This is a genomic window from Nocardia sp. NPDC004278 (genome assembly GCF_053602975.1).
In genome coordinates this window covers 146,717-165,534 of the sequence record NZ_JBSGEQ010000021.1, presented here as the reverse complement: position 1 = coordinate 165,534, position 18,818 = coordinate 146,717, and the positions used below count along the sequence as shown (strand labels likewise).

The 18,818-nt window shown below is 66.3% G+C and carries 15 protein-coding genes, 1 rRNA gene and 1 pseudogene; 15 read left to right on the top strand and 2 right to left on the bottom strand.

All coding sequences use genetic code 11. The features are described 5' to 3' along the window. Together rrf and ACWEO2_RS28660 are read left to right on the top strand one after the other, a co-directional pair. Nucleotides 1–88: ribosomal RNA gene (gene rrf / locus ACWEO2_RS28665) — 5S ribosomal RNA — on the top strand; the annotation flags it as partial. A 789-nt stretch (nucleotides 89–877) separates the two neighbouring features. Continuing rightward, nucleotides 878–1,837 (top strand): annotated as a pseudogene (locus ACWEO2_RS28660) (tetratricopeptide repeat protein); the annotation flags it as partial. Between the two features lie 233 nt (nucleotides 1,838–2,070). On the opposite strand, the gene ACWEO2_RS28655 reads toward ACWEO2_RS28660, so the two are convergent. Continuing rightward, on the bottom strand, nucleotides 2,071–2,934 hold the full coding sequence (locus ACWEO2_RS28655) for a hypothetical protein (RefSeq protein WP_452408158.1): 864 nt from the start codon (nucleotides 2,932–2,934) through the stop codon (nucleotides 2,071–2,073). A 293-nt stretch (nucleotides 2,935–3,227) separates the two neighbouring features. Between ACWEO2_RS28655 and ACWEO2_RS28650 the strand changes: the two genes are divergently transcribed. The 5 genes from ACWEO2_RS28650 to recN are packed head-to-tail and all read left to right on the top strand — an operon-like array spanning nucleotide 3,228 to nucleotide 8,023. Beyond that, nucleotides 3,228–4,124: an HAD-IIA family hydrolase gene (locus ACWEO2_RS28650; RefSeq protein ID WP_452408165.1), complete on the top strand. Its 897-nt coding sequence runs from the start codon at nucleotides 3,228–3,230 to the stop codon at nucleotides 4,122–4,124. Nucleotides 4,125–4,137: 13 nt separating this feature from the next. After that, nucleotides 4,138–4,467 carry a hypothetical protein gene (locus ACWEO2_RS28645; RefSeq protein WP_452408157.1) on the top strand — a complete coding sequence of 110 codons (330 nt, stop codon included), beginning with the start codon at nucleotides 4,138–4,140 and terminating at the stop codon, nucleotides 4,465–4,467. Nucleotide 4,468: 1 nt separating this feature from the next. Beyond that, nucleotides 4,469–5,290 (top strand): TlyA family RNA methyltransferase, encoded by an 822-nt coding sequence (locus ACWEO2_RS28640; protein WP_452408156.1) that lies wholly within the window; start codon nucleotides 4,469–4,471, stop codon nucleotides 5,288–5,290. After that, entirely contained in the window at nucleotides 5,287–6,276 is a 990-nt protein-coding gene (locus tag ACWEO2_RS28635) for an NAD kinase (protein WP_354958061.1), read from the top strand. Before ACWEO2_RS28640 ends, ACWEO2_RS28635 begins: the two co-directional genes overlap by 4 nt. Continuing rightward, a complete protein-coding gene (gene recN / locus ACWEO2_RS28630) occupies nucleotides 6,254–8,023 on the top strand; it encodes a DNA repair protein RecN (protein WP_452408155.1) in 1,770 nt (589 codons plus the stop codon). Before ACWEO2_RS28635 ends, recN begins: the two co-directional genes overlap by 23 nt. A gap of 7 nt (nucleotides 8,024–8,030) precedes the next feature. Here recN and ACWEO2_RS28625 read toward each other — a convergent pair whose 3' ends face one another. Further along, a complete protein-coding gene (locus ACWEO2_RS28625) occupies nucleotides 8,031–8,450 on the bottom strand; it encodes an SRPBCC family protein (protein WP_452408154.1) in 420 nt (139 codons plus the stop codon). 504 nt (nucleotides 8,451–8,954) lie between these two features. On the opposite strand from ACWEO2_RS28625, the gene steA reads away from it, so the two are divergent. The 8 genes from steA (at nucleotide 8,955) to scpB (ending at nucleotide 18,558) form a co-directional block, all read left to right on the top strand. Next, complete coding sequence (gene steA, locus ACWEO2_RS28620) at nucleotides 8,955–10,169, top strand: putative cytokinetic ring protein SteA (RefSeq protein ID WP_452408153.1); 1,215 nt, start codon at nucleotides 8,955–8,957, stop codon at nucleotides 10,167–10,169. Next, nucleotides 10,166–11,113 carry a copper transporter gene (locus tag ACWEO2_RS28615; RefSeq protein WP_452408152.1) on the top strand — a complete coding sequence of 316 codons (948 nt, stop codon included), beginning with the start codon at nucleotides 10,166–10,168 and terminating at the stop codon, nucleotides 11,111–11,113. The genes steA and ACWEO2_RS28615 overlap by 4 nt, the downstream gene beginning before the upstream one ends. 267 nt (nucleotides 11,114–11,380) lie before the next feature. Further along, entirely contained in the window at nucleotides 11,381–13,102 is a 1,722-nt protein-coding gene (locus ACWEO2_RS28610) for a CTP synthase (RefSeq protein ID WP_354958067.1), read from the top strand. Beyond that, complete coding sequence (locus tag ACWEO2_RS28605) at nucleotides 13,103–13,765, top strand: NUDIX hydrolase (protein WP_355183323.1); 663 nt, start codon at nucleotides 13,103–13,105, stop codon at nucleotides 13,763–13,765. A 5-nt stretch (nucleotides 13,766–13,770) separates the two neighbouring features. Further along, a complete protein-coding gene (gene xerD / locus ACWEO2_RS28600) occupies nucleotides 13,771–14,727 on the top strand; it encodes a site-specific tyrosine recombinase XerD (protein WP_452408151.1) in 957 nt (318 codons plus the stop codon). Nucleotides 14,728–15,123: 396 nt separating this feature from the next. Continuing rightward, complete coding sequence (locus ACWEO2_RS28595; RefSeq protein WP_355183445.1) at nucleotides 15,124–16,032, top strand: ParA family protein; 909 nt, start codon at nucleotides 15,124–15,126, stop codon at nucleotides 16,030–16,032. 527 nt (nucleotides 16,033–16,559) lie between these two features. Continuing rightward, nucleotides 16,560–17,366, top strand: a complete 807-nt coding sequence (locus ACWEO2_RS28590) for a segregation and condensation protein A (protein WP_452408164.1) — start codon at nucleotides 16,560–16,562, stop codon at nucleotides 17,364–17,366. Between the two features lie 499 nt (nucleotides 17,367–17,865). Then, a complete protein-coding gene (gene scpB / locus ACWEO2_RS28585) occupies nucleotides 17,866–18,558 on the top strand; it encodes an SMC-Scp complex subunit ScpB (RefSeq protein WP_452408163.1) in 693 nt (230 codons plus the stop codon). The last annotated feature ends 260 nt before the right edge of the window (nucleotides 18,559–18,818 follow it).

The window sequence follows — 18,818 nt, the reverse complement described above, 5'->3', positions numbered from 1 at the left end:
CGGTCCCATTCCGAACCCGGAAGCTAAGGCCACCAGCGCCGATGGTACTGCACTCGACAGGGTGTGGGAGAGTAGGACACCGCCGGAACATCCTTCACGATAGGGGACCCAAACTTTGGGTCCCCTATCGTCGTTTATGCACCTAAATCTAAGCCGTGCTCGGGGGCCGACCGCCGACACGTGATTGAATTCAGGGGTTCGACTACCTCTGGCGGAACCTAGAAAGGGGGCCACCGTGTCGGAACAGAACGACGGCCGGAAGTCCTTCCGGCGTGGCGGTCCTGAGCGCGGCTTCGGCCAGCGCAACGAGGGTCCTGACCGCGATCGAGGCAGTGCTTCTCGCGGCGACTCCACCGATCGAGGTAATTCCGGCGAACGCGCTGGCTTCAAACGCGGCGACTCCGATGACCGTGGTGGCTTCAAACGCGGCGGCACCGGTGGCCGCAGCAGCTTCAATCGTGGTGACTCCGACCAGCGTGGCGATTCCGGCGACCGCGGCTTTGCTCGCGGCGGTTCCGGTGAGCGCGGTGGCTTCAAGCGAAGTGGCGATTCTGGTGAGCGGGGCGGATTCGGCCGTAGTGACGCGGGTGACCGCGGTGGATCCCAGGACCGCGGCGGCTTCAATCGCCGCGAAGACTCGGGACAGCGTGGCGGTGGTTCCGGTGAGCGCGGTGGCTTCAAACGCGGTGGTGATGCCGGTCAGCGCAGTGACTCCGGTGACCGTGGTTACCGTCGCAGCTCGGGGGAGCGAGGCGATTCGGGCCGGGGTGGCTCCGGTGATCGCGGCAGTTTCAGCCGTGGTGATTCGGGTGATCGTGGTGGCTATGGCCGCGGTGGCTCGGGCGAGCGCGGTGGCTTCAGCCGAGGTGACTCCGGTGATCGCGGTGGCTTCAGCCGTGGTGGCTCCGGCGAGCGTGGGGGTTTCAAGCGGGGTGGCGACTCGGGTCAGCGCGGCGACGCCGGTGAGCGCGGCGGGTTCAAGCGGCGTGAGGATGCTGGTCAGCGCGGCGGTTTCGGTCGGGGCGGTGACTCCGGTGGCCGTGGCGGTTCGGGCCAGCGTGGCGGTTGGACGCAGCGCGGCGATGACTCGCAGGACCGCCGACGGGGCGGCGAAGGCGCACGCGCCGGGGGCGGCTCGGCGGATCGTCGTGCGCCGCGCCCAGAAGAGCCGGATCTGCCGGATGACGTTCAGGCGACCGATCTCGAAGTCGAGGTGCGCCGCGATCTGCTGAGTCTGGATAAAGGCAATGCCGAAACGGTCGCCCGCCACCTCGTGATGGCGGCTCGACTGATCGATGACGATCCGCGTCTTGCTCTGGCCCACGCGCGCGCCGCGCGCCAACGTGCCGGTCGCATTGCCGTGGTCCGCGAAACCGCTGGTGTCACCGCTTACCATGCGGGTGAATGGGCCGAGGCCCTTTCCGAACTACGTACCGCCCGCCGGATGTCCGGCGGCTCCGGTCTGCTTGCCGTGATGGCCGACTGTGAGCGCGGCCTCGGCCGCCCCGAACGCGCCATCGAATTGGGCCGCAGCGACGAGGCCCGCGCCCTGCGCGGTGATGAGGCCACCGAACTGCGCATTGTCGTCGCGGGCGCTCGCATGGACCTCGGCCAATACGACCAGGCCGTGGTCACCTTGCAAACCTCGGAACTGGACCCGTCCCGCACGGGCTCGGCCGCCGCGCGCCTTTTCTACGCTTACGCTGACGCATTGGTCGCAGCAGGCCGCACCGCCGAGGGCCTCACCTGGTTCCTCAACGCCGCCTCCGCCGACCTCGACGGTGAAACCGATGCCGAGGAACGCGCCGAAGAACTAACCGGCGATACCGACCTGTAGAGAATCGGGACGTCCGATACGGAGCCGCTGGTATCAGACGTCCCATCGACACGCGTCCCGCTCGAGGCTGTAGCCGTCGACGAACAATCGTCCGTCACCTTTGCTTCGAGCGCACGATCGAGCCACCTTTCCAATTGGTTCAGAATCTCTACGCGCAAGAATTCGATCAACGACATCACCGAGCACCGCTACTTCGCGTCGGATGCTCTGCGCCAGGGCGTGTGGTCGACGCGTCAGGACTCGTTGCTGAACAAGTCGATGGCGTCAGTTGCGGTGAGGGCGCGATCGAACCACTGGTCAAGTAGCGCATTATCTGTGCACGTCAACACGCGAGTACGAATCTCATCGGATACGGGGATTCCGTGTCGATCCAGTACTCGCAGAATGTAGTTGGCTCGAACTTCGGCACGCATGGCTTGGGAGGTGGGGGAACGGAAGAACGAGAGATCCAGGCTCATCAGCTTTCTCCAGATGTCGGCGGCTGGGCTGTCGCCGAGCCCTAGTTCGGTGAGCTCGGCGAAGATGTTGTGTTCGGGGGTTCCTCCAGTGCTCCGCAGTGCTGCGGCCAGCGTCTCCAGTATCGCACCGGCACATTCCTCCTTGGCATGCGTGATCGCCGACAATGTGGCGAGCGGGATGTCGGAGGCGGCGACCTCTACCTCGGTCACCGGTGGCACGTTGTGCGGCCCGAGAACGAGTGGATGAACGGTCAGGCTGGTCCATTGCGGCATACCGATCGGGAGCGGGCCTCGTGCCCAGCTCGCGGTTACTCGGTCCTGGCACACGACGAGGAGGACGATCGGTAGGACGTATTTCGCGTGCAGGAAGGCGACGTAATACGCCCAGGCTGCTGGTCTGGTCGGGTCGTGTTTGCTTTGAGCCTCGACGAGAAGCAGGAACTGTCCTTGTGCGGATGAGACTCGCAGTACGGTGTCGGCTCTTCGCTCGACCAGGGCGGGTTCGGTCAGATCTGTGGACAGCAGGAGCACTTCGAGCGGCTCGGGGAAGGGAAGCCCGAGAGCGCGGAAGGCGCGGGCGAATGTGCCCGGGTCGTGCTGGAAGAGGCGGTGCATTGCCTCGTGTTGAGAGCTGACCATGGCAGCCAACGTACGCTGGGAAATCGAAAATTTGTTCGATGGCGATCGGTGGGCAAGGTGACGGCGGCGAGTTGCTTCGACACGGTTGGTGATGTCGCGCAACGCGCTGGCGATCTGGGCGAGTGTTCGGAAAGTGCTTGGGGTGCACTGCCGGTCGATGCCCTCATTCTCCTGTCGGCGGGCTGGCGTAGGGTTCGAATGACTCGGTCGCTGCCGAGGAACCGTAGGCCCAGCGATCGAGCTGCCCCGGGGACACGGCAAGGTGCCGGTCGGTGACATGGAGTGAGAGTGGTGTGAAGCGGCTACGAGATCGGTATGAGGCCCTGCTGCTGGATCTGGATGGCACGCTGTATCGCGGGCCCGAGGTGATCGAGGGCGCGCCGGAGGCATTGGCGGATTTCGTTGTGCCGCAGCGACTTGTGTATGTCACGAATAATGCGAGTCGCGGTCCGGACGTGGTGGCCCGGCATTTGGTCGAATTGGGATTCGTGGGTGATACCGACGACGTCGTGACGAGTGCGCAGGCGGCGGCGCGGTTGTTGGCGGAGCGGCTCGATCCCGGCGCGACCGTATTGATCGTCGGCACCGATGACCTGGCCAACGAAGTGGACGCCGTCGGGCTGCGCTCCATCCGGCGCTTCAATGGCGCCGCGCCCGACGCTGTCGTACAAGGACATTCGCCCGAAACCGCCTGGCCGGACCTGGCCGAGGCGGCCTATGCATTGAGCGCGGACGCGCTGTGGGTCGCCGCCAATACCGATAAGACGCTGCCGAACGAGCGCGGACTGGCACCGGGCAACGGCGCCATGGTCGCCGCATTGCGCGCTGCCTCCGGCCGCGAGCCGCTGGTGGCGGGCAAACCCTATGCGCCACTGCTCGAGGATGCCCTGGTGCGCGCCGGAACGCGCAGCGCGCTGGTGGTGGGCGATCGCCTGGACACCGATATCGAGGGCGCTAACCGCGTCGGCCTCGAATCCCTGCTGGTCCTGACCGGCGTCAGCACCCTCGACGAACTGCGCGATGCCCCTGCGGACCGGATCCCTACCTATCTCTCGGAGTCGTTGGACGCACTGAATCACCCGCCGGTCGACGACGACCCGAGCGAGGGCGCCGCCGACTTGGCGGAACGCTTACGGCGTAACCCAGGACGAGCCGTAACGGTGCGCGCGTCCGGTTCGGAAATCCGATAGCGTTGAACCCACGATGACTACTCCGATGCCTCGCCCGAACGGACCCGGTACGCCCCAGCCCCATGGCCCCGGTACCTACGGTCCCGGCTCGAACGGACCCCGTCCCGGCCCGCATCTGCCGGGCGGACCAGGACGCCAGGAGCCTGCCGACCCCGCGAAGATTCGCGCCGAGATCGACGGGCTGCTGGCCGAACTCGATGCGCGTCCGGCCTGGACCGGAGTGGCGGCGACCCCGCCGACGACCGACTCCGATTCCGGCGCCGATATCACCCGGCGCGCCCGCATCCTGGAGCAGGCACATGAGGTGCTCGTCCAGGCCTTGGCCACGGTGGACAAGATCTGAGGTGGCCAGACGCGCGCGGGTGGACGCCGAATTGGTTCGCCGCGGATTGGCGCGATCGCGAGAACACGCGGTCGAGCTGATCGGTGCGGGCCGCGTCCTGATTGCTGGAACGGTAGCGGTGAAACCGGCGACCGCTGTGGAGGCGGGCACGCCGTTGATCGTGCGCGAGGAGCCCGACGAAGTGTCCTGGGCATCACGCGGTGCGCACAAGCTGCTCGGAGCGCTGGCGGCGTTCGAACCGCAGGGATTGACCGTCGCGGGTAAACGCTGCCTGGATGCCGGTGCGTCGACCGGTGGCTTCACCGATGTGCTGCTCTCGAGGCAGGCGCGGGAGGTCGTCGCGGTCGATGTCGGCTACGGCCAACTGATCTGGCGCTTGCAGAACGATGACCGGGTGCGAGTCCACGACCGCACCAATGTCCGCGCCATCACCCCCGAATCCATCGGTGGCACCGTTGAACTGGTGGTCGGTGATCTGTCGTTCATCTCGCTGACTCTGGTGCTGCCCGCGCTCGCGGCCTGCAGCGCTCCGGGCGCCGATCTGCTGCCCATGGTGAAGCCACAGTTCGAGGTCGGCAAGGAGCGGGTAGGCTCCGGCGGTGTGGTGCGTGATCCCGCACTGCGCGCGGAAGTGGTGTGCGATGTCGCGGCCGCCGCCGCCGAGTTGGGGTTGCGCACCGCCGGGGTGGTGGCCAGCCCGCTGCCCGGTCCCTCGGGCAATGTCGAATACTTTCTGTGGCTGCGTAAGGACGGGCAGTTCGAATACGACGGTGAGCAGGTCGCGGCTCTCGTTGAGCGTGCGGTTGAGGAGGGTCCACAGTGAACGCGCTGACACCGGCCGAATCCAGGGAGATTCTGCTGGTTTCGCATCCGGGCCGGGCGGAGATCATCGAGACCGCCCATCGCGTCGCGAAGATCTTCGCCGACGCGGGCATCGGATTGCGCGTGCTCGCGGACGAGGCGGACAGTACCCGGTTCGATACCGACTGTGCGCCGGGCGCGACGGCAGTGGCGGAACCGGGCGGATATCCCGCGAGTGTGGTCGAGCACTGCCCGGACGCGGCGGTCGGTTGTGAGATGGTCCTATCGCTCGGTGGTGACGGCACCTTCCTGCGTGCGGCCGAGTTGGCCAGGCCCGCCGGGGTGCCGGTGCTGGGAATCAACTTGGGTCGCATCGGATTTCTCACCGAGGCCGAGGCCGAGCATCTCGATGAGGCATTGGCGAGCGTGGTCCGCGGTGACTATCGCCTCGAACACCGGATGACCATCGATGTCACCGTTCGGGTGGACGACGAGATCGTCGAAACCGGGTGGGCGCTCAACGAAGCCAGCATCGAGAACGCTGCGCGGATGGGTGTGCTCGAGGTTGTCCTCGAGGTCGATGGGCGTCCGGTCTCGCAATTCGGTTGCGACGGCATCCTCATCTCCACACCGACCGGCTCGACCGCCTACGCGTTCTCCGCGGGTGGCCCGGTGGTGTGGCCGGAACTCGAAGCGCTGCTGGTAATTCCGAGCAATGCGCACGCCCTGTTCGCGCGGCCGCTGGTGACCAGTCCGGAGTCCAGGATCGCCGTCGAATCGGTTGCGGCGGGCCATGATGCGATAGTTTTCCTGGATGGCAGGCGGACCCTCGCATTGCCCAAGGGCGGGCGGCTCGAGGCGGTCCGCGGCGCCGAACCGGTGCGCTGGGTGCGGTTGGATTCCGCGCCGTTCGCCGACCGGATGGTGCGCAAGTTCCAATTGCCCGTGACAGGCTGGCGTGGCCGACGGCGAACGGAGAGCACACGTGCTGACAGAGATCAGGATTGACGGCCTTGGCGTCATATCGACGGCCACCGCGCAATTCCATGCCGGGCTCACGGTTCTGACCGGTGAGACCGGCGCCGGTAAGACCATGGTGGTGACCAGCCTGCACCTGCTCAGCGGGGCGCGGGCCGATGCGGGCCGGGTCCGGTTGGGTGCGGCGCGCGCCGTGGTCGAGGGACGGTTCACCGTCGACGAGGTGAATACGACCGCGCAGAAGCAAGTGCAGGAAGTACTGGAATCGGCTGCGGCCGAACGCGATGACGACGGCAGCGTCATCGCGATCCGCACTGTCGGCAGTGACGGACGCTCCCGCGCGCATCTGGGCGGGCGCGGTGTACCCGCCTCGGTGCTCGCCGATTTCACCGCACCGCTGCTGACCGTGCACGGCCAGAACGACCAACTGCGGCTGCAGCGTCCGGATCAGCAGTTGTCCGCGCTGGACCAGTTCGCGGCGGATGCGGTCGGCCCGCTGCTGCGTAAGTACCAGGTGCAGCGGCGATCCTGGCTGGCTGCCCGCACCGAACTGCTCGAACGTACGGCGCACAGTAGGGAACTCGCGCTGGAGGCCGACCGGCTCAAGCATTCGCTGGCCGAAATCGACGCCATCGCACCGGAACCCGGTGAGGATGTGCGCATTGTCGACGAGGTGCGTAGGCTCAGCGATCTGGATTCGCTGCGTGAGGCCGCCGCGGTGGCGCACGACGCATTGGCCGGTCCCGCCGATTCGCCCGAAGATGGTTCGGGCGCACTGGAATTGCTCGGCGCCGCGCGGGCCCGCATCGAATCGGCCGATGATCCGGCGCTGACCGGACTCGGTCCGCGACTCGGTGAGGCGATTGCGGTGATCGTCGATCTGACCACCGAACTCAGTGGCTATCTCGCGGATCTGCCTTCGGACCCCGGCGCTTTGGATTCGCTGCTCACCCGGCAGGCCGAATTGAAGTCGTTGACTCGCAAGTACGCACCGGATATCGATGGGGTGATCGCATGGGCCGATGAGGCGCGCACGCGTCTGAGCTCGCTCGATGTCTCCGAAGAGGCCTTGGCCGCATTGTCGGCGGAGGTGGATATCGCCGCGGAACGGGTTCGTGAGGCGGCCCGCAAATTGACTGCCGCGCGTACGAAGTCGGCGGGCAAGCTCGCCTCGGCGGTAAGCGCCGAACTCGGCGGCCTGGCAATGGGCAAGGCGAAACTCGAGGTCGTGGTGCGGCCGCTGCCCGCAAGCCCGCAGGACTCGGCGCCGCTGACGGTGGACGGTACGGAACTGCACGCGGGGTCGACTGGTGTCGACGAAGTGGAGTTCCGGCTCTCGGCGCATTCCGGCGCGCAGTCATTGCCCTTGAGCAAGAGCGCATCCGGCGGTGAGCTCTCGCGCGTGATGCTGGCACTCGAAGTGGTGCTCGCGAGTTCGGATCACGGCGCAACCATGGTTTTCGACGAGGTCGATGCCGGTGTCGGCGGCCGGGCCGCGGTCGAGATCGGTCGCCGATTGGCCCGGCTGGCCCGCACCCATCAAGTGATCGTGGTGACCCACCTACCGCAGGTGGCCGCTTTCGCCGACACCCATCTGGTGGTGGACAAATCCGATGACGGCAAGGGCAAGGTCAACAGCGGTGTCCGCGCCCTGACCAAGGACGAGCGCGTCATCGAACTGGCCCGCATGCTGGCCGGTCTCGACGACACCGAAACCGGCCGAGCCCATGCCGAGGAACTTCTGGAAACGGCCCGCGCCGAGCGCGCTCTCGCCTGACGACTGTTCAGCGCAGGGCTTTTTGCGCACCCTTGATGAACTGGTTGATGAGGTTCTTGAGGCCCAATTCGACGACCTTGGCGGGGACAGGAAGGCTGGGCTCGGACTCCATCGTGTAGGAGACCAGGGTGCCGTCATTGGCGTCGGCGAAGGTGATGGTGCCGACATGGCGCTTCACCGGCGCGCCTTTGACGATCTTGTACTCCATCAGCTCGCCGGGGACCAGCTTGGTGGTCTCCTCGACGATGCCGACTCCGCCCTTGCCGATCAGGTACTGCGCGCCGACGCCGTTCGGTGCAGGGGTGCCGGGCCTCTTCAATGTGAAGTCCACCGGAACGTACGGGTTGATACCCTCCCGCTCGGTGAAGAACTTGTAGACGACATCGCGCGGTGCCGCGATGACGACGTCGACGGTGCTGCTGGCCATAGTGTCTCCTCTTCGAGATATCTGTGACCGGCAGCATACGGGTACTGTCTGAGTTCGTCGTGAGCCCTGTCACACGGATCACATTGTGCCGGGCTTCTGTCGGTCGACTTCGAATCACGGCGGTGCCGTCGTCACGCTTGCGCTGGGGCCGTCATCCGACTGCCCGCATGGTGAACGGTCTGCGTCTCGGCTTGGCCAACGGCTGGCTCTTCCTGTTGGTCGCGGAGCTGATCGATTCATGACGGGGCGAAGTTTTGCTGATTGATAGCCAGAAAAGTGGGCGAACCGACATCATGTTGCTGGCAATCGCACTGCTCGCACTGCTCGGCAAGATCGGCGATGCCGTCTTCGCCGTCGTGGAACGCCGATTGGTTGCCGGCTGCTTCTGATCAGGGCCCGAGTTGGTAGCCGGGGGCGTGCCGCCTGTTATCACAGTGACGAATGTGGTAGATGGTGCGGCGCGCCTCCATCAATGGTTGAGAGTTTGCGGCGAAGATCGGGCCCATGAAGATGTTGGCGTTGTTGTCGAAGAACACCGAAGCGCTGCCCGGGCTAACCGGAATAGCTCGGGTTGACCGCAACACCAGGCGTTTGCTGAAGCGGGTCGGGCCCGGTGATGTCGTAATACTCGATGAGATGGATCTGGATCGGCTGACCGCCGATCGGCTGGTCGAGGCGGGCGTGGTCGCGGTGGTGAATACCTCGCCATCGATCTCGGGCCGCTACCCCAATCTGGGACCGGAAGTGTTGGTCGCCAACGGGATTCTGCTGCTGGACACGGTGAGTTCGGATGCGTTCAAGATCAAGGACGGCACCAAGGTCCGCATCGACGAGGGCGTCGTCTACGCCGACAAATTGGTCAAGAAGGTGCCAGAGGTTCTGGTCACGGGCATCGAGCTGACCGAATCCGATATCGCCGAGCGGATGATCGAGGCCCGCAACGGCCTGGCCGACCATCTGGAGGCCTTCGCGGGCAATACGATCGAGTTCATCCGCACCGAGAGCGCGCTGCTCATCGACGGCATCGGTGTGCCGGAACTCGAGCTGGAGATGAAGCATCGCCATGTGGTCGTGGTGGCCGACGGCCCGGACCATGCGCACGATCTCAAACGTCTGAAGCCGTTCATCAAGGAGTACGCGCCGATCATGGTGGGGGTCGGTCGTGGCGCGGATACGTTGATGAAGCAGGGGTACCGCCCCGATCTGATCGTCGGCGACCCGGACGAAATCACCACCGCCACCTTGAAATGCGGCGCCGAGATGATCCTGCCCGCCGATACCGACGGCCACGCCAAGGGGCTGGAACGCATCCAGGATCTCGGCATCGGCGCGATGACGTTCCCATCGTCCGGCGCAGCCTCCGATCTGGCCCTGCTGCTCGCGCACCACCATGGTGCGGCGCTGATCGTGGCCGCGGGCGCCGCCGCATCGCTGGACGACTTCTTCGATCGGGGCCGCCGCGACAGCAATCCGGCGACCTTCCTGACGCGACTAAAAATCGGCACCGAACTCGTGGATGCCAAGGCCGTCGCAACGCTCTACCGAAACCGGGTCTCCGGAACCGCCATCGCGATGGTCGTGCTAGCCGCCCTACTAGCGGTGATCGTGGTCATGATCGCCTCGCATACCGGTGCCGAGGCATTGGACTGGGCCACCGACATCTGGAATCGGTTCGCGCTATGGGCCCAGGGCCAGATAGGCGCGGGAGGGAACCGATGATTTCGTTTCGGCAGCATGCGGTTTCGATCGTCGCGATCTTCCTGGCCCTCGCGCTCGGCGTGGTGCTCGGCTCACAGACCGTGGCGGCGGACCTGCTGTCCGGACTGCGCGCGGATAAATCAGATCTACGCAAGCAACTCGATGTGGCCACCGATCGGAACCGACGGCTCACCGATGAAATGACTGCCGCGGACCGGTTCATCGCTGGTTCGGCGGGCCGGATCCTCGGCGCTACCCTCACCGACCGCAGCGTCATCGTCTTCACGACCCCCGACGCCGAACCCGCCGATGTCGAGGCGGTGGCGAAGGATCTGGAAACCTCCGGCGCCACCGTAACCGGCCGCATCGCACTCACCGACCCCTTCATCGATGCCGCCGAGGGCGACCGGATGCGCACCGCGATCACCAATGTCATTCCGGCGGGCGCGCAGCTGCGCACCGGACAGGTCGATCAGGGCAGTATGGCGGGCGATCTGCTCGGCCTGGTGCTGCTGCTCGACCCCGCGAACGCACAACCGCGCAGCACCCCGCAGGAGCTGAGCCTGGTGCTCGAGACATTGCGCGGCGGCGGGTTCCTCGCCTATGGCGACACTCCGGCGCACCCCGTCAACCTCGCGGTGGTCGTCACCGGCGCTGGCGCGAAGTCCAGCGAAAACGGTCAGGGCAGCAATATCGCCCGGTTCACCGGCGCGCTGCGCGGCCGCGGCGCGGGTGTGGTGCTCGCTGGCCGATCCGGTGCCGCCGACAATCCGGGCCCCATCGCGATCATCCGCTCCGACGCCGCGCTGGCCACCGCGGTCACCACCGTCGACAATCTGGACCGCGAGATCGGGCGCGTCACCACCGTCCTGGGACTGAGCGAACAGCTCAACGGCGGTGCGGGCCGATACGGAACCGGAACCAAGGCGACCTCCCTCACAATCAACACCTCTCCGCAGAGCTGATCCGCGCTCTGGTTAGCCCGAGACCGATCCGGATTCGGCCGATTCGACCACTGCGCACGAGATCTCCGAGCGCCGTTCGCAATCCGGCTCATTTCCGAGTGGCCGCAGCGCATCCGAGGTAAGCGGCGAGCCGCGGTTGCTCGGAACGGGGCACCATCGGGCCGCGACACACGGCACCGGACGCTCGGCCGAGCCTAGGCAGCGACTTGGTGGCAAACGTGCGTGGCGGGTGATCAGACCAGCATTTTCGTGTTACCGTGAAGACCCGTGGGTCATACACGGAATCAGGCGCGAACGGCCACGAAGCACATCTTCGTCAGCGGTGGTGTCGCCTCCTCATTGGGTAAGGGTCTTACCGCCTCCAGCCTCGGTCAGCTGCTGACCGCGCGCGGACTGCGGGTGACCATGCAGAAACTCGACCCGTACTTGAACGTCGATCCGGGCACCATGAATCCGTTCCAGCACGGAGAAGTGTTCGTCACCGAAGACGGCGCCGAGACCGATCTCGATGTCGGTCACTACGAACGGTTCCTCGATCGGGACCTGTCCCGGGACGCGAACGTGACTACCGGGCAAATCTATTCGTCGGTGATCGCCAAGGAGCGGCGCGGCGAATATCTCGGTGACACGGTCCAGGTGATTCCGCACATCACCGACGAGATCAAGAGTCGCATACTCGCCATGCAGGGCCCGGATTTGCAAGGGCAGGTGCCCGATGTGGTGATCACCGAAATCGGTGGCACCGTCGGCGATATCGAATCGCAGCCCTTCCTCGAGGCGGCTCGGCAGATCCGCCACGACGTGGGCCGGGACAATGTGTTCTTCCTGCACGTATCGCTGGTGCCCTACCTCGCGCCCTCGGGTGAGCTCAAGACCAAGCCGACCCAGCACTCGGTGGCCGCGCTGCGCAATATCGGTATCCAGCCCGACGCACTGATCCTGCGCTGCGATCGTGACGTGCCCCAGGCGCTCAAGAGCAAGATTGCGCTGATGTGTGACGTCGATGTCGATGCCTGCATCTCTACCCCGGACGCGCCGTCGATCTATGACATTCCCAAGGTGCTGCACCGCGAGGGCCTGGACGCCTATGTGGTGCGCAGGCTCGGGCTGCCGTTCCGGGACGTGGACTGGACGGTATGGGGCGATCTGCTCGATCGGGTGCATCAGCCGCGGGAGACGGTCGAGGTCGCATTGGTCGGCAAGTACGTCGATCTGCCCGATGCGTACCTGTCGGTCACCGAGGCATTGCGCGCGGGCGGGTTCGCCTCGCGGGCCAAGGTGAATATCCACTGGGTGCAGTCCGACGAGTGCGCGACGCCGGCAGGCGCGCAGGCCGCTTTGCGCGATGTGGACGCGGTGCTCATTCCCGGTGGATTCGGTATTCGCGGCATCGAGGGCAAGGTCGGCGCGATCACCTACGCCCGCACCCGCGGGCTGCCATTGCTCGGGCTCTGCCTCGGTTTGCAGTGTGTGGTCATCGAGGCCGCGCGCTCGGTCGGTCTGGCCGAGGCCAATTCGGCCGAATTCGAGCCGGACACACCACATCCGGTGATCTCCACCATGGCCGACCAGAAGGACATCGTGGCCGGTGAGGCCGATCTCGGTGGCACCATGCGCCTCGGCGCCTACCCGGCCACGCTGCTGAAGGGGTCGGTTGTCGCGCAGGCCTACGGCACCGAGCAGGTCTCGGAGCGGCACCGGCATCGCTATGAGGTGAACAACGCCTACCGGGACAAGATCGCCACCAGCGGTCTGAAGTTCAGCGGCACCTCGCCCGACGGGCATCTGGTCGAATTCGTCGAGCTGCCCGCGGACAAGCACCCGTTCTTCGTGGCCACCCAGGCCCATCCCGAACTCAAGAGCCGCCCGACCCGGCCACATCCACTGTTCGCGGCGCTGATCTCCGCGGCGTTGAAATATAAACTGGCCGAGCGGCTTCCGGTCGATATCCCGGACGAAGAGTTCGCGAACGCAGATCAGGCATCGTAAATGAGTGATAACGGGGGAGCCCGGCCGGGCAGTCACGATTTCGAGACAGTGGCGAGCAAGACCGTGTACAGCGGCGCGATTCTCGCATTGCGGCTGGACGAGGTGGCCATGCCGGGCGGGCGGGTGGTCGAACGCGAGGTGATCGAGCACCATGCCGCGGTCGCGGTCGCGGCCATCGATGACGCCGACAATGTCGTGTTGATCAGGCAGTATCGGCATCCGATCGGCGTTCGACTGCTCGAGTTGCCCGCGGGTCTGCTCGACGTACCCGGTGAGGATCCGCTCGAAGCGGCCAAGCGCGAATTGGCCGAGGAGACCGGATTGGCCGCCAGGGAATGGGCGGTGCTGGTGGATGTCGCGCTCTCGCCCGGCTTCACCGATGAGGCGCTGCGGGTGTACTTCGCGCGCGGCCTGTACGAAACCGACCGGCCCGAACCGGAGTTGGAGGAGGCGGATCTCGAACTGGTCCGCATGCCGGTCGAGGAGGCTGTGCGGGCCGCGTTGGCCGGTGAGATCGTCAATGCCACGGCGGTTGCCGGTGTGTTCGCCCTTGCCGCCGCCCGGGCGGGCGGGACCGAACTGCGTCCCGCCGACGCGCCGTGGCCGGGACAGTCGACCGCGTTCCTGCGCCGCAAGGCGGCGCGGCAACAGTCCGAAGACTGACGAGGGTGCTCGCGCGCGAACTGGAGGCCTATCTCGACCATCTCGCGGTCGAGCGCGGCGCCGCGCGCAACACCCTCGGCGCCTATCGCCGTGATCTCGACCGGTATCGGGATTTCCTGACCGGACGCGGCATTACGGCGCTCGAGCAGGTCGGCGAATCCGATGTCGCGGAATTCACCATGGTGCTGCGGGCGGGCGGGGCCGCCCACCCGCCGCTGGCCGCCAGTTCGGTCGCCCGTGCGCTGATCGCGGTGCGTGGGCTGCATCGTTTTGCTGCCGCAGAGGGAATGACGAGCACAGATGTCGCACATACGGTGAAACCGCCCGCGCCGGGCCGCCGGTTGCCGAAAGCCCTACCGTACGACCAGGTTCTGCGGTTGCTGGAGGCCGCGGGAGGCGGGCCGATCGGCGATGCCGAGGCGAATGGGGCCGGAACCGATGGCGGGCCACGCGGATTGCGCGACCGCGCACTGCTCGAGTTGCTGTATTCGACCGGTGCGCGGATCTCGGAGATGGTCGGACTCGATGCGGACGACCTCGACACCGAGGAGCGTGCGGTGGTCTTGCACGGTAAGGGCGGCAAGCAGCGGATGGTCCCGATCGGCAGGCCCGCGCTCGCCGCGGTCGAGGCGTACCTGGTGCGCGGGCGGCCGGTGCTCGCCGCCAATGGAAAAGGCACTGCGGGTGCGCTGTTTCTCAACGCACGCGGCGGACGGCTGTCGCGGCAGAGTGCCTGGCAGGTGCTGCAGACCGCCGCCGAACGTGCCGGTATCGGCGCCACCGTATCCCCGCACACCCTGCGTCATTCCTTCGCAACACATCTACTCGACGGCGGCGCCGATGTGCGTGTGGTCCAAGAACTTCTGGGGCACGCCTCGGTGACCACCACGCAGATCTACACCCTCGTCACCGTGAACACCCTGCGCGAGGTCTGGGCCACCGCCCACCCGCGTGCCCGCTAGCCAGCGCGCTTTTCGGTGTGGCTTTGTCCGATGAATCCGGGTGCGGCGGACAAGTAAGGTGTGCGGGGCGGATCCGCGCACCGGGTATCGTCCGGGTCGATATCGGTTTCGACGGCGAACCGGATCGGCGTCAGGGGAGTGAACGCTTGTGCAGGTAAACGTGGGTGTCGCGTGTCCGAGCGTGGGTCTTGCGCTGTCAAGCGGTAGCGTCTATCGAGAGCTGGACCGTACGAAAGCGAGGTCGGGCCTGATCGGCCTCGCTACGCTCGGGCAGATGATGCCGGAGTCGGGCGAAGGCAACGGGCAGGAACGTATAAGGAGCAGCGGATCGTGACGACAGCCGGTGCGGCAGAGCCGCCGATGGGTGCTGGGGCGCAGCCGCTTACGGGTCCCCGGATGGGTCCGTACTCGGAGGCCGCGGCGGAGACGCTGTGGGGCAACGGCGCCGAACCCGTCCCTGAAGACGCGACGCTCGGTCCCACCGGGCGTCCGCTGCGTATCGTGCCCGAGCCGCCACCGGTCGAGCGGCACGGCGATGCCCTCATTGTGGCCATGTGCAATCAGAAGGGTGGTGTCGGCAAGACCACCTCGACCATCAACCTCGGTGCCGCGCTCGCGGAGTTCGGCCGTCGGGTGCTGCTGGTCGACCTGGATCCGCAGGGTGCGCTGTCGGCGGGACTGGGTGTTGCCCACCACGATCTCGATCTGACCGTGCACAACCTGCTGATCGGATCCAAGGTCTCCATCGACGACGTCCTCATGGAGACCCGCGTCGAGAATCTGCATCTGCTGCCGAGCAATATCGATCTGTCGGCCGCGGAGATCCAGCTGGTCAACGAGGTCGGCCGGGAACAGACCCTGGGCCGTGCACTGGAACCGGTGCGCGACCGCTACGACTACATCCTCATCGACTGCCAGCCCTCGCTCGGGCTGCTGACGGTGAATGCGCTGGCCTGTTCCGATGGCGTGATCATTCCGATGGAATGCGAATACTTCTCGCTGCGTGGGCTGGCGCTGCTCAACGACACCGTGGAGAAGGTGCGCGACCGCCTCAACCAACGGCTGAGCCTGTACGGCATCGTGGTGACCATGTTCGATGCGCGGCTACTACATTCGCGCCAGGTCATGGCGCGCGTCGTCGAGGTCTTCGGCGATCTGGTGTACGACACGGCGATCGCGCGGACCGTGCGCTTTCCCGACGCCAGCGTCGCGGGTGAACCGATCACCACATGGGCACCGAAATCCGGTGGGGCCGAAGCATATCGGGCGATGGCGCGGGAAGTCATCCACCGGTCCGGCCGGTGATCGGCGGTACTGAACCGGCGCCATCGACGAATGCGAATACGCTCGGCTCGGAGTCTGGTGAGTTCGCCGATCAGGGCTCCGGCGCCGGGCGTGCCATGTCGGCCGACCATGCGGGTGCGCGTGATTCCGCTGCCGCACAAGATGATCTCCCTGGTAGACCTGGAAATGAGGGGGAGTCGGCGGTAGTGCAGGGGGGTTCCGAGGCGGCGCTGGGGGCACTTGGTGCTGCGCAGGTGGATGCGGCTGTGCACGAGGTTCCCGGGGGCGAGCGTGATTCCGATGTCGCGCAGCACGATCGTGTCGGCAGACCGAGCGGCGGTGCGGACGCGTCGCGCGGTGATGCCAATGCCCGGCGTGCTGCAGACGCTGGTGCGGACGATGTTCCTGCGGCGCGGCGCGCTTCCGGTGGCGCACCGGGCGCGGCCTCGGCACCGGCCGATTCCGGCGTTGTACCTGGTGATCCGGTTGCTGGATCGGCCGACCCGGCTGGCGCCGATGCGGCATCGGCGCGGCAGGCGGGGTTTCAGCTGCGGCTGAGCAACTTTCAAGGGCCGTTCGATCTGCTGTTGAATCTGATCAGTTCGCGCAAGCTCGATGTCACCGAGGTTGCGCTGCATCAGGTGACCGATGAATTCATCGCCTACACCAAGGCCTTGACCGCGAGCATCGGGCAGCAGGACACGCTGCGCGCCGACAAGATTCTGGATCAGACCACCGAATTCCTGGTCGTTGCGGCCACATTGCTCGATCTCAAGGCGGCCCGGCTGCTGCCATCGGGTGAGGTGACTGACGCCGAAGATCTCGAACTCCTCGAGGCGCGCGACCTGCTCTTCGCCCGGCTGCTGCAATACCGCGCGTTCAAGCAGGTCGCCGAACTGCTCGGCGAATTGGAAGCGGTCGCGCTGCGCCGCTACCCGCGCGCGGTCGGCCTGGAGGAGCGCTTCGCCGACCTGCTGCCCGAGGTTACGCTGGGGGTGGACGTACACGAATTCGCCGCGATCGCCGCCGCGGCCTTCCGGCCCCGGCCGGCGCCCAAGGTCGGACTCGACCATCTGCACCAGCACGCCTTCTCGGTTGCCGAACAGGCCGCGCTGGTGCTCGAACAGCTCAAACTGCGCGGACCGGGCGGCTGGACCACCTTCGGCGAACTGGTCGCCGACTGCGAAGTGCCGATCCAGATCGTCGCCCGCTTCCTGGCCCTGCTCGAGCTGTACCGAGGCAAGACCATCGAGTTCGACCAACCCGACCCGCTCGGCCCGCTCTCGGTGAGCTGGACCGGCGACCCGAAGGACGAGACCGCCGACACTGTGACCATCGAGGAGGACTACGGGTGAGCGAGCGCACCATGTCACAGCGCACGACGGAACCGGGCGCTAGCGGGGCGCGGTCGTGAGCGAGGAGTTCGGTGAGCGCACTACGGACGCCGCGGCATCGGTGGAGTACGACGGTGTCGTCGTTGGCGAGAGTGCGGGGACAAGTGATGCCCAGGAGAGCGCGGCGATCGTGGCGGGCAAGCGCTCCGAGGACGCGGCTCCTACTGATGATGGGGCGACGAGTGCGGACGAGTTGTCGCCGAGTGGCCTTGGCGGCCGAATCGACGACACCGCACCGTCGAGTGCGTTGGGCGCAGTGCCCTCTGATGTGGCGGGAGAGGATGCCGACGAGTTGGCGTCTAATGAACGCGGCGATAGCGCGGCTCCCTCCGATGCGGAGTCTTCGGCTGCAGATGAGCTGTCGCCGAGTGGCCCTAGCAGACGAACCGATGGTGACGCACCGTCGAGTGCACCAAGTGATGAGCCGTCCGGTGTGAGCGCCGAAGGCGGGAAATCGGCCGTGGCGGCGCGATCGACCGAGAATGTGTCGGCTTCGGACAAGACAGTGGCGGACCTCACGCCGGAGCCGTTGGACGATGACGAATTCCGATCGGCGTTGGAGGCGATGCTGCTCATCGTGGATGCTCCGGCGCCGGTAGAACTGCTGGCCGACGCGTTGCGGGACAGCCCGGCGCGAGTGGAGCGGGCACTGCTCGCGATGTCGGCGGAACTGTCCGCGCGGGCCAGTGGCATCGACCTGCGTTTCGTAGGTGACGGCTGGCGCTTCTATACTCGCAGCGAGTACGCGCCATATGTGGAACGGATGCTGCTCGACGGTGCGCGTTCGAAATTGACACGGGCGGCATTGGAAACACTGGCGGTGGTGGCATACCGCCAACCGGTGACCCGGACCAGGGTCAGCGCGGTGCGCGGCGTGAACGTCGACGGCGTGATGCGAACCCTGCTGGCTCGCGGACTGATCGCTGAGGCCGGGGTGGACCCGGAGACGAACGGCACGCAGTACCGCACGACCGAACTGTTCCTGGAACGGATCGGACTCGCATCGCTGACCGACCTGCCGCCACTGGCGCCCCTACTGCCGGGCGTCGACCTGATCGACGAGATCAACGAGAGCCTGGAGACGGACCCCCGTTACACCAGGCTGAAGAAATCCGCCGAGACCGATTTGGATCTCGGTACCGAAGAAGACTGACAGGACAACATGAATACGCCCGCTCGCCGAGATGGCACACCGGATCGTAGGAACAGAAGCGACCAGCCCCGACGGGGCGGCGCAGACCGAAGCACACGCGACGCGCGTTCGGCGCAACGGGGAGGTACGCGGCGCGGGGCCGAATGGGGCGGCTCCTCGCACGGGGGCAGTGGCTACCGGGGAGATTCACACAGCGGCGGCGATCGCGGCTACCGCGGTTCGTCCCGAGACGACCGCGGCTCCGCACGCGGCTCGGGCTA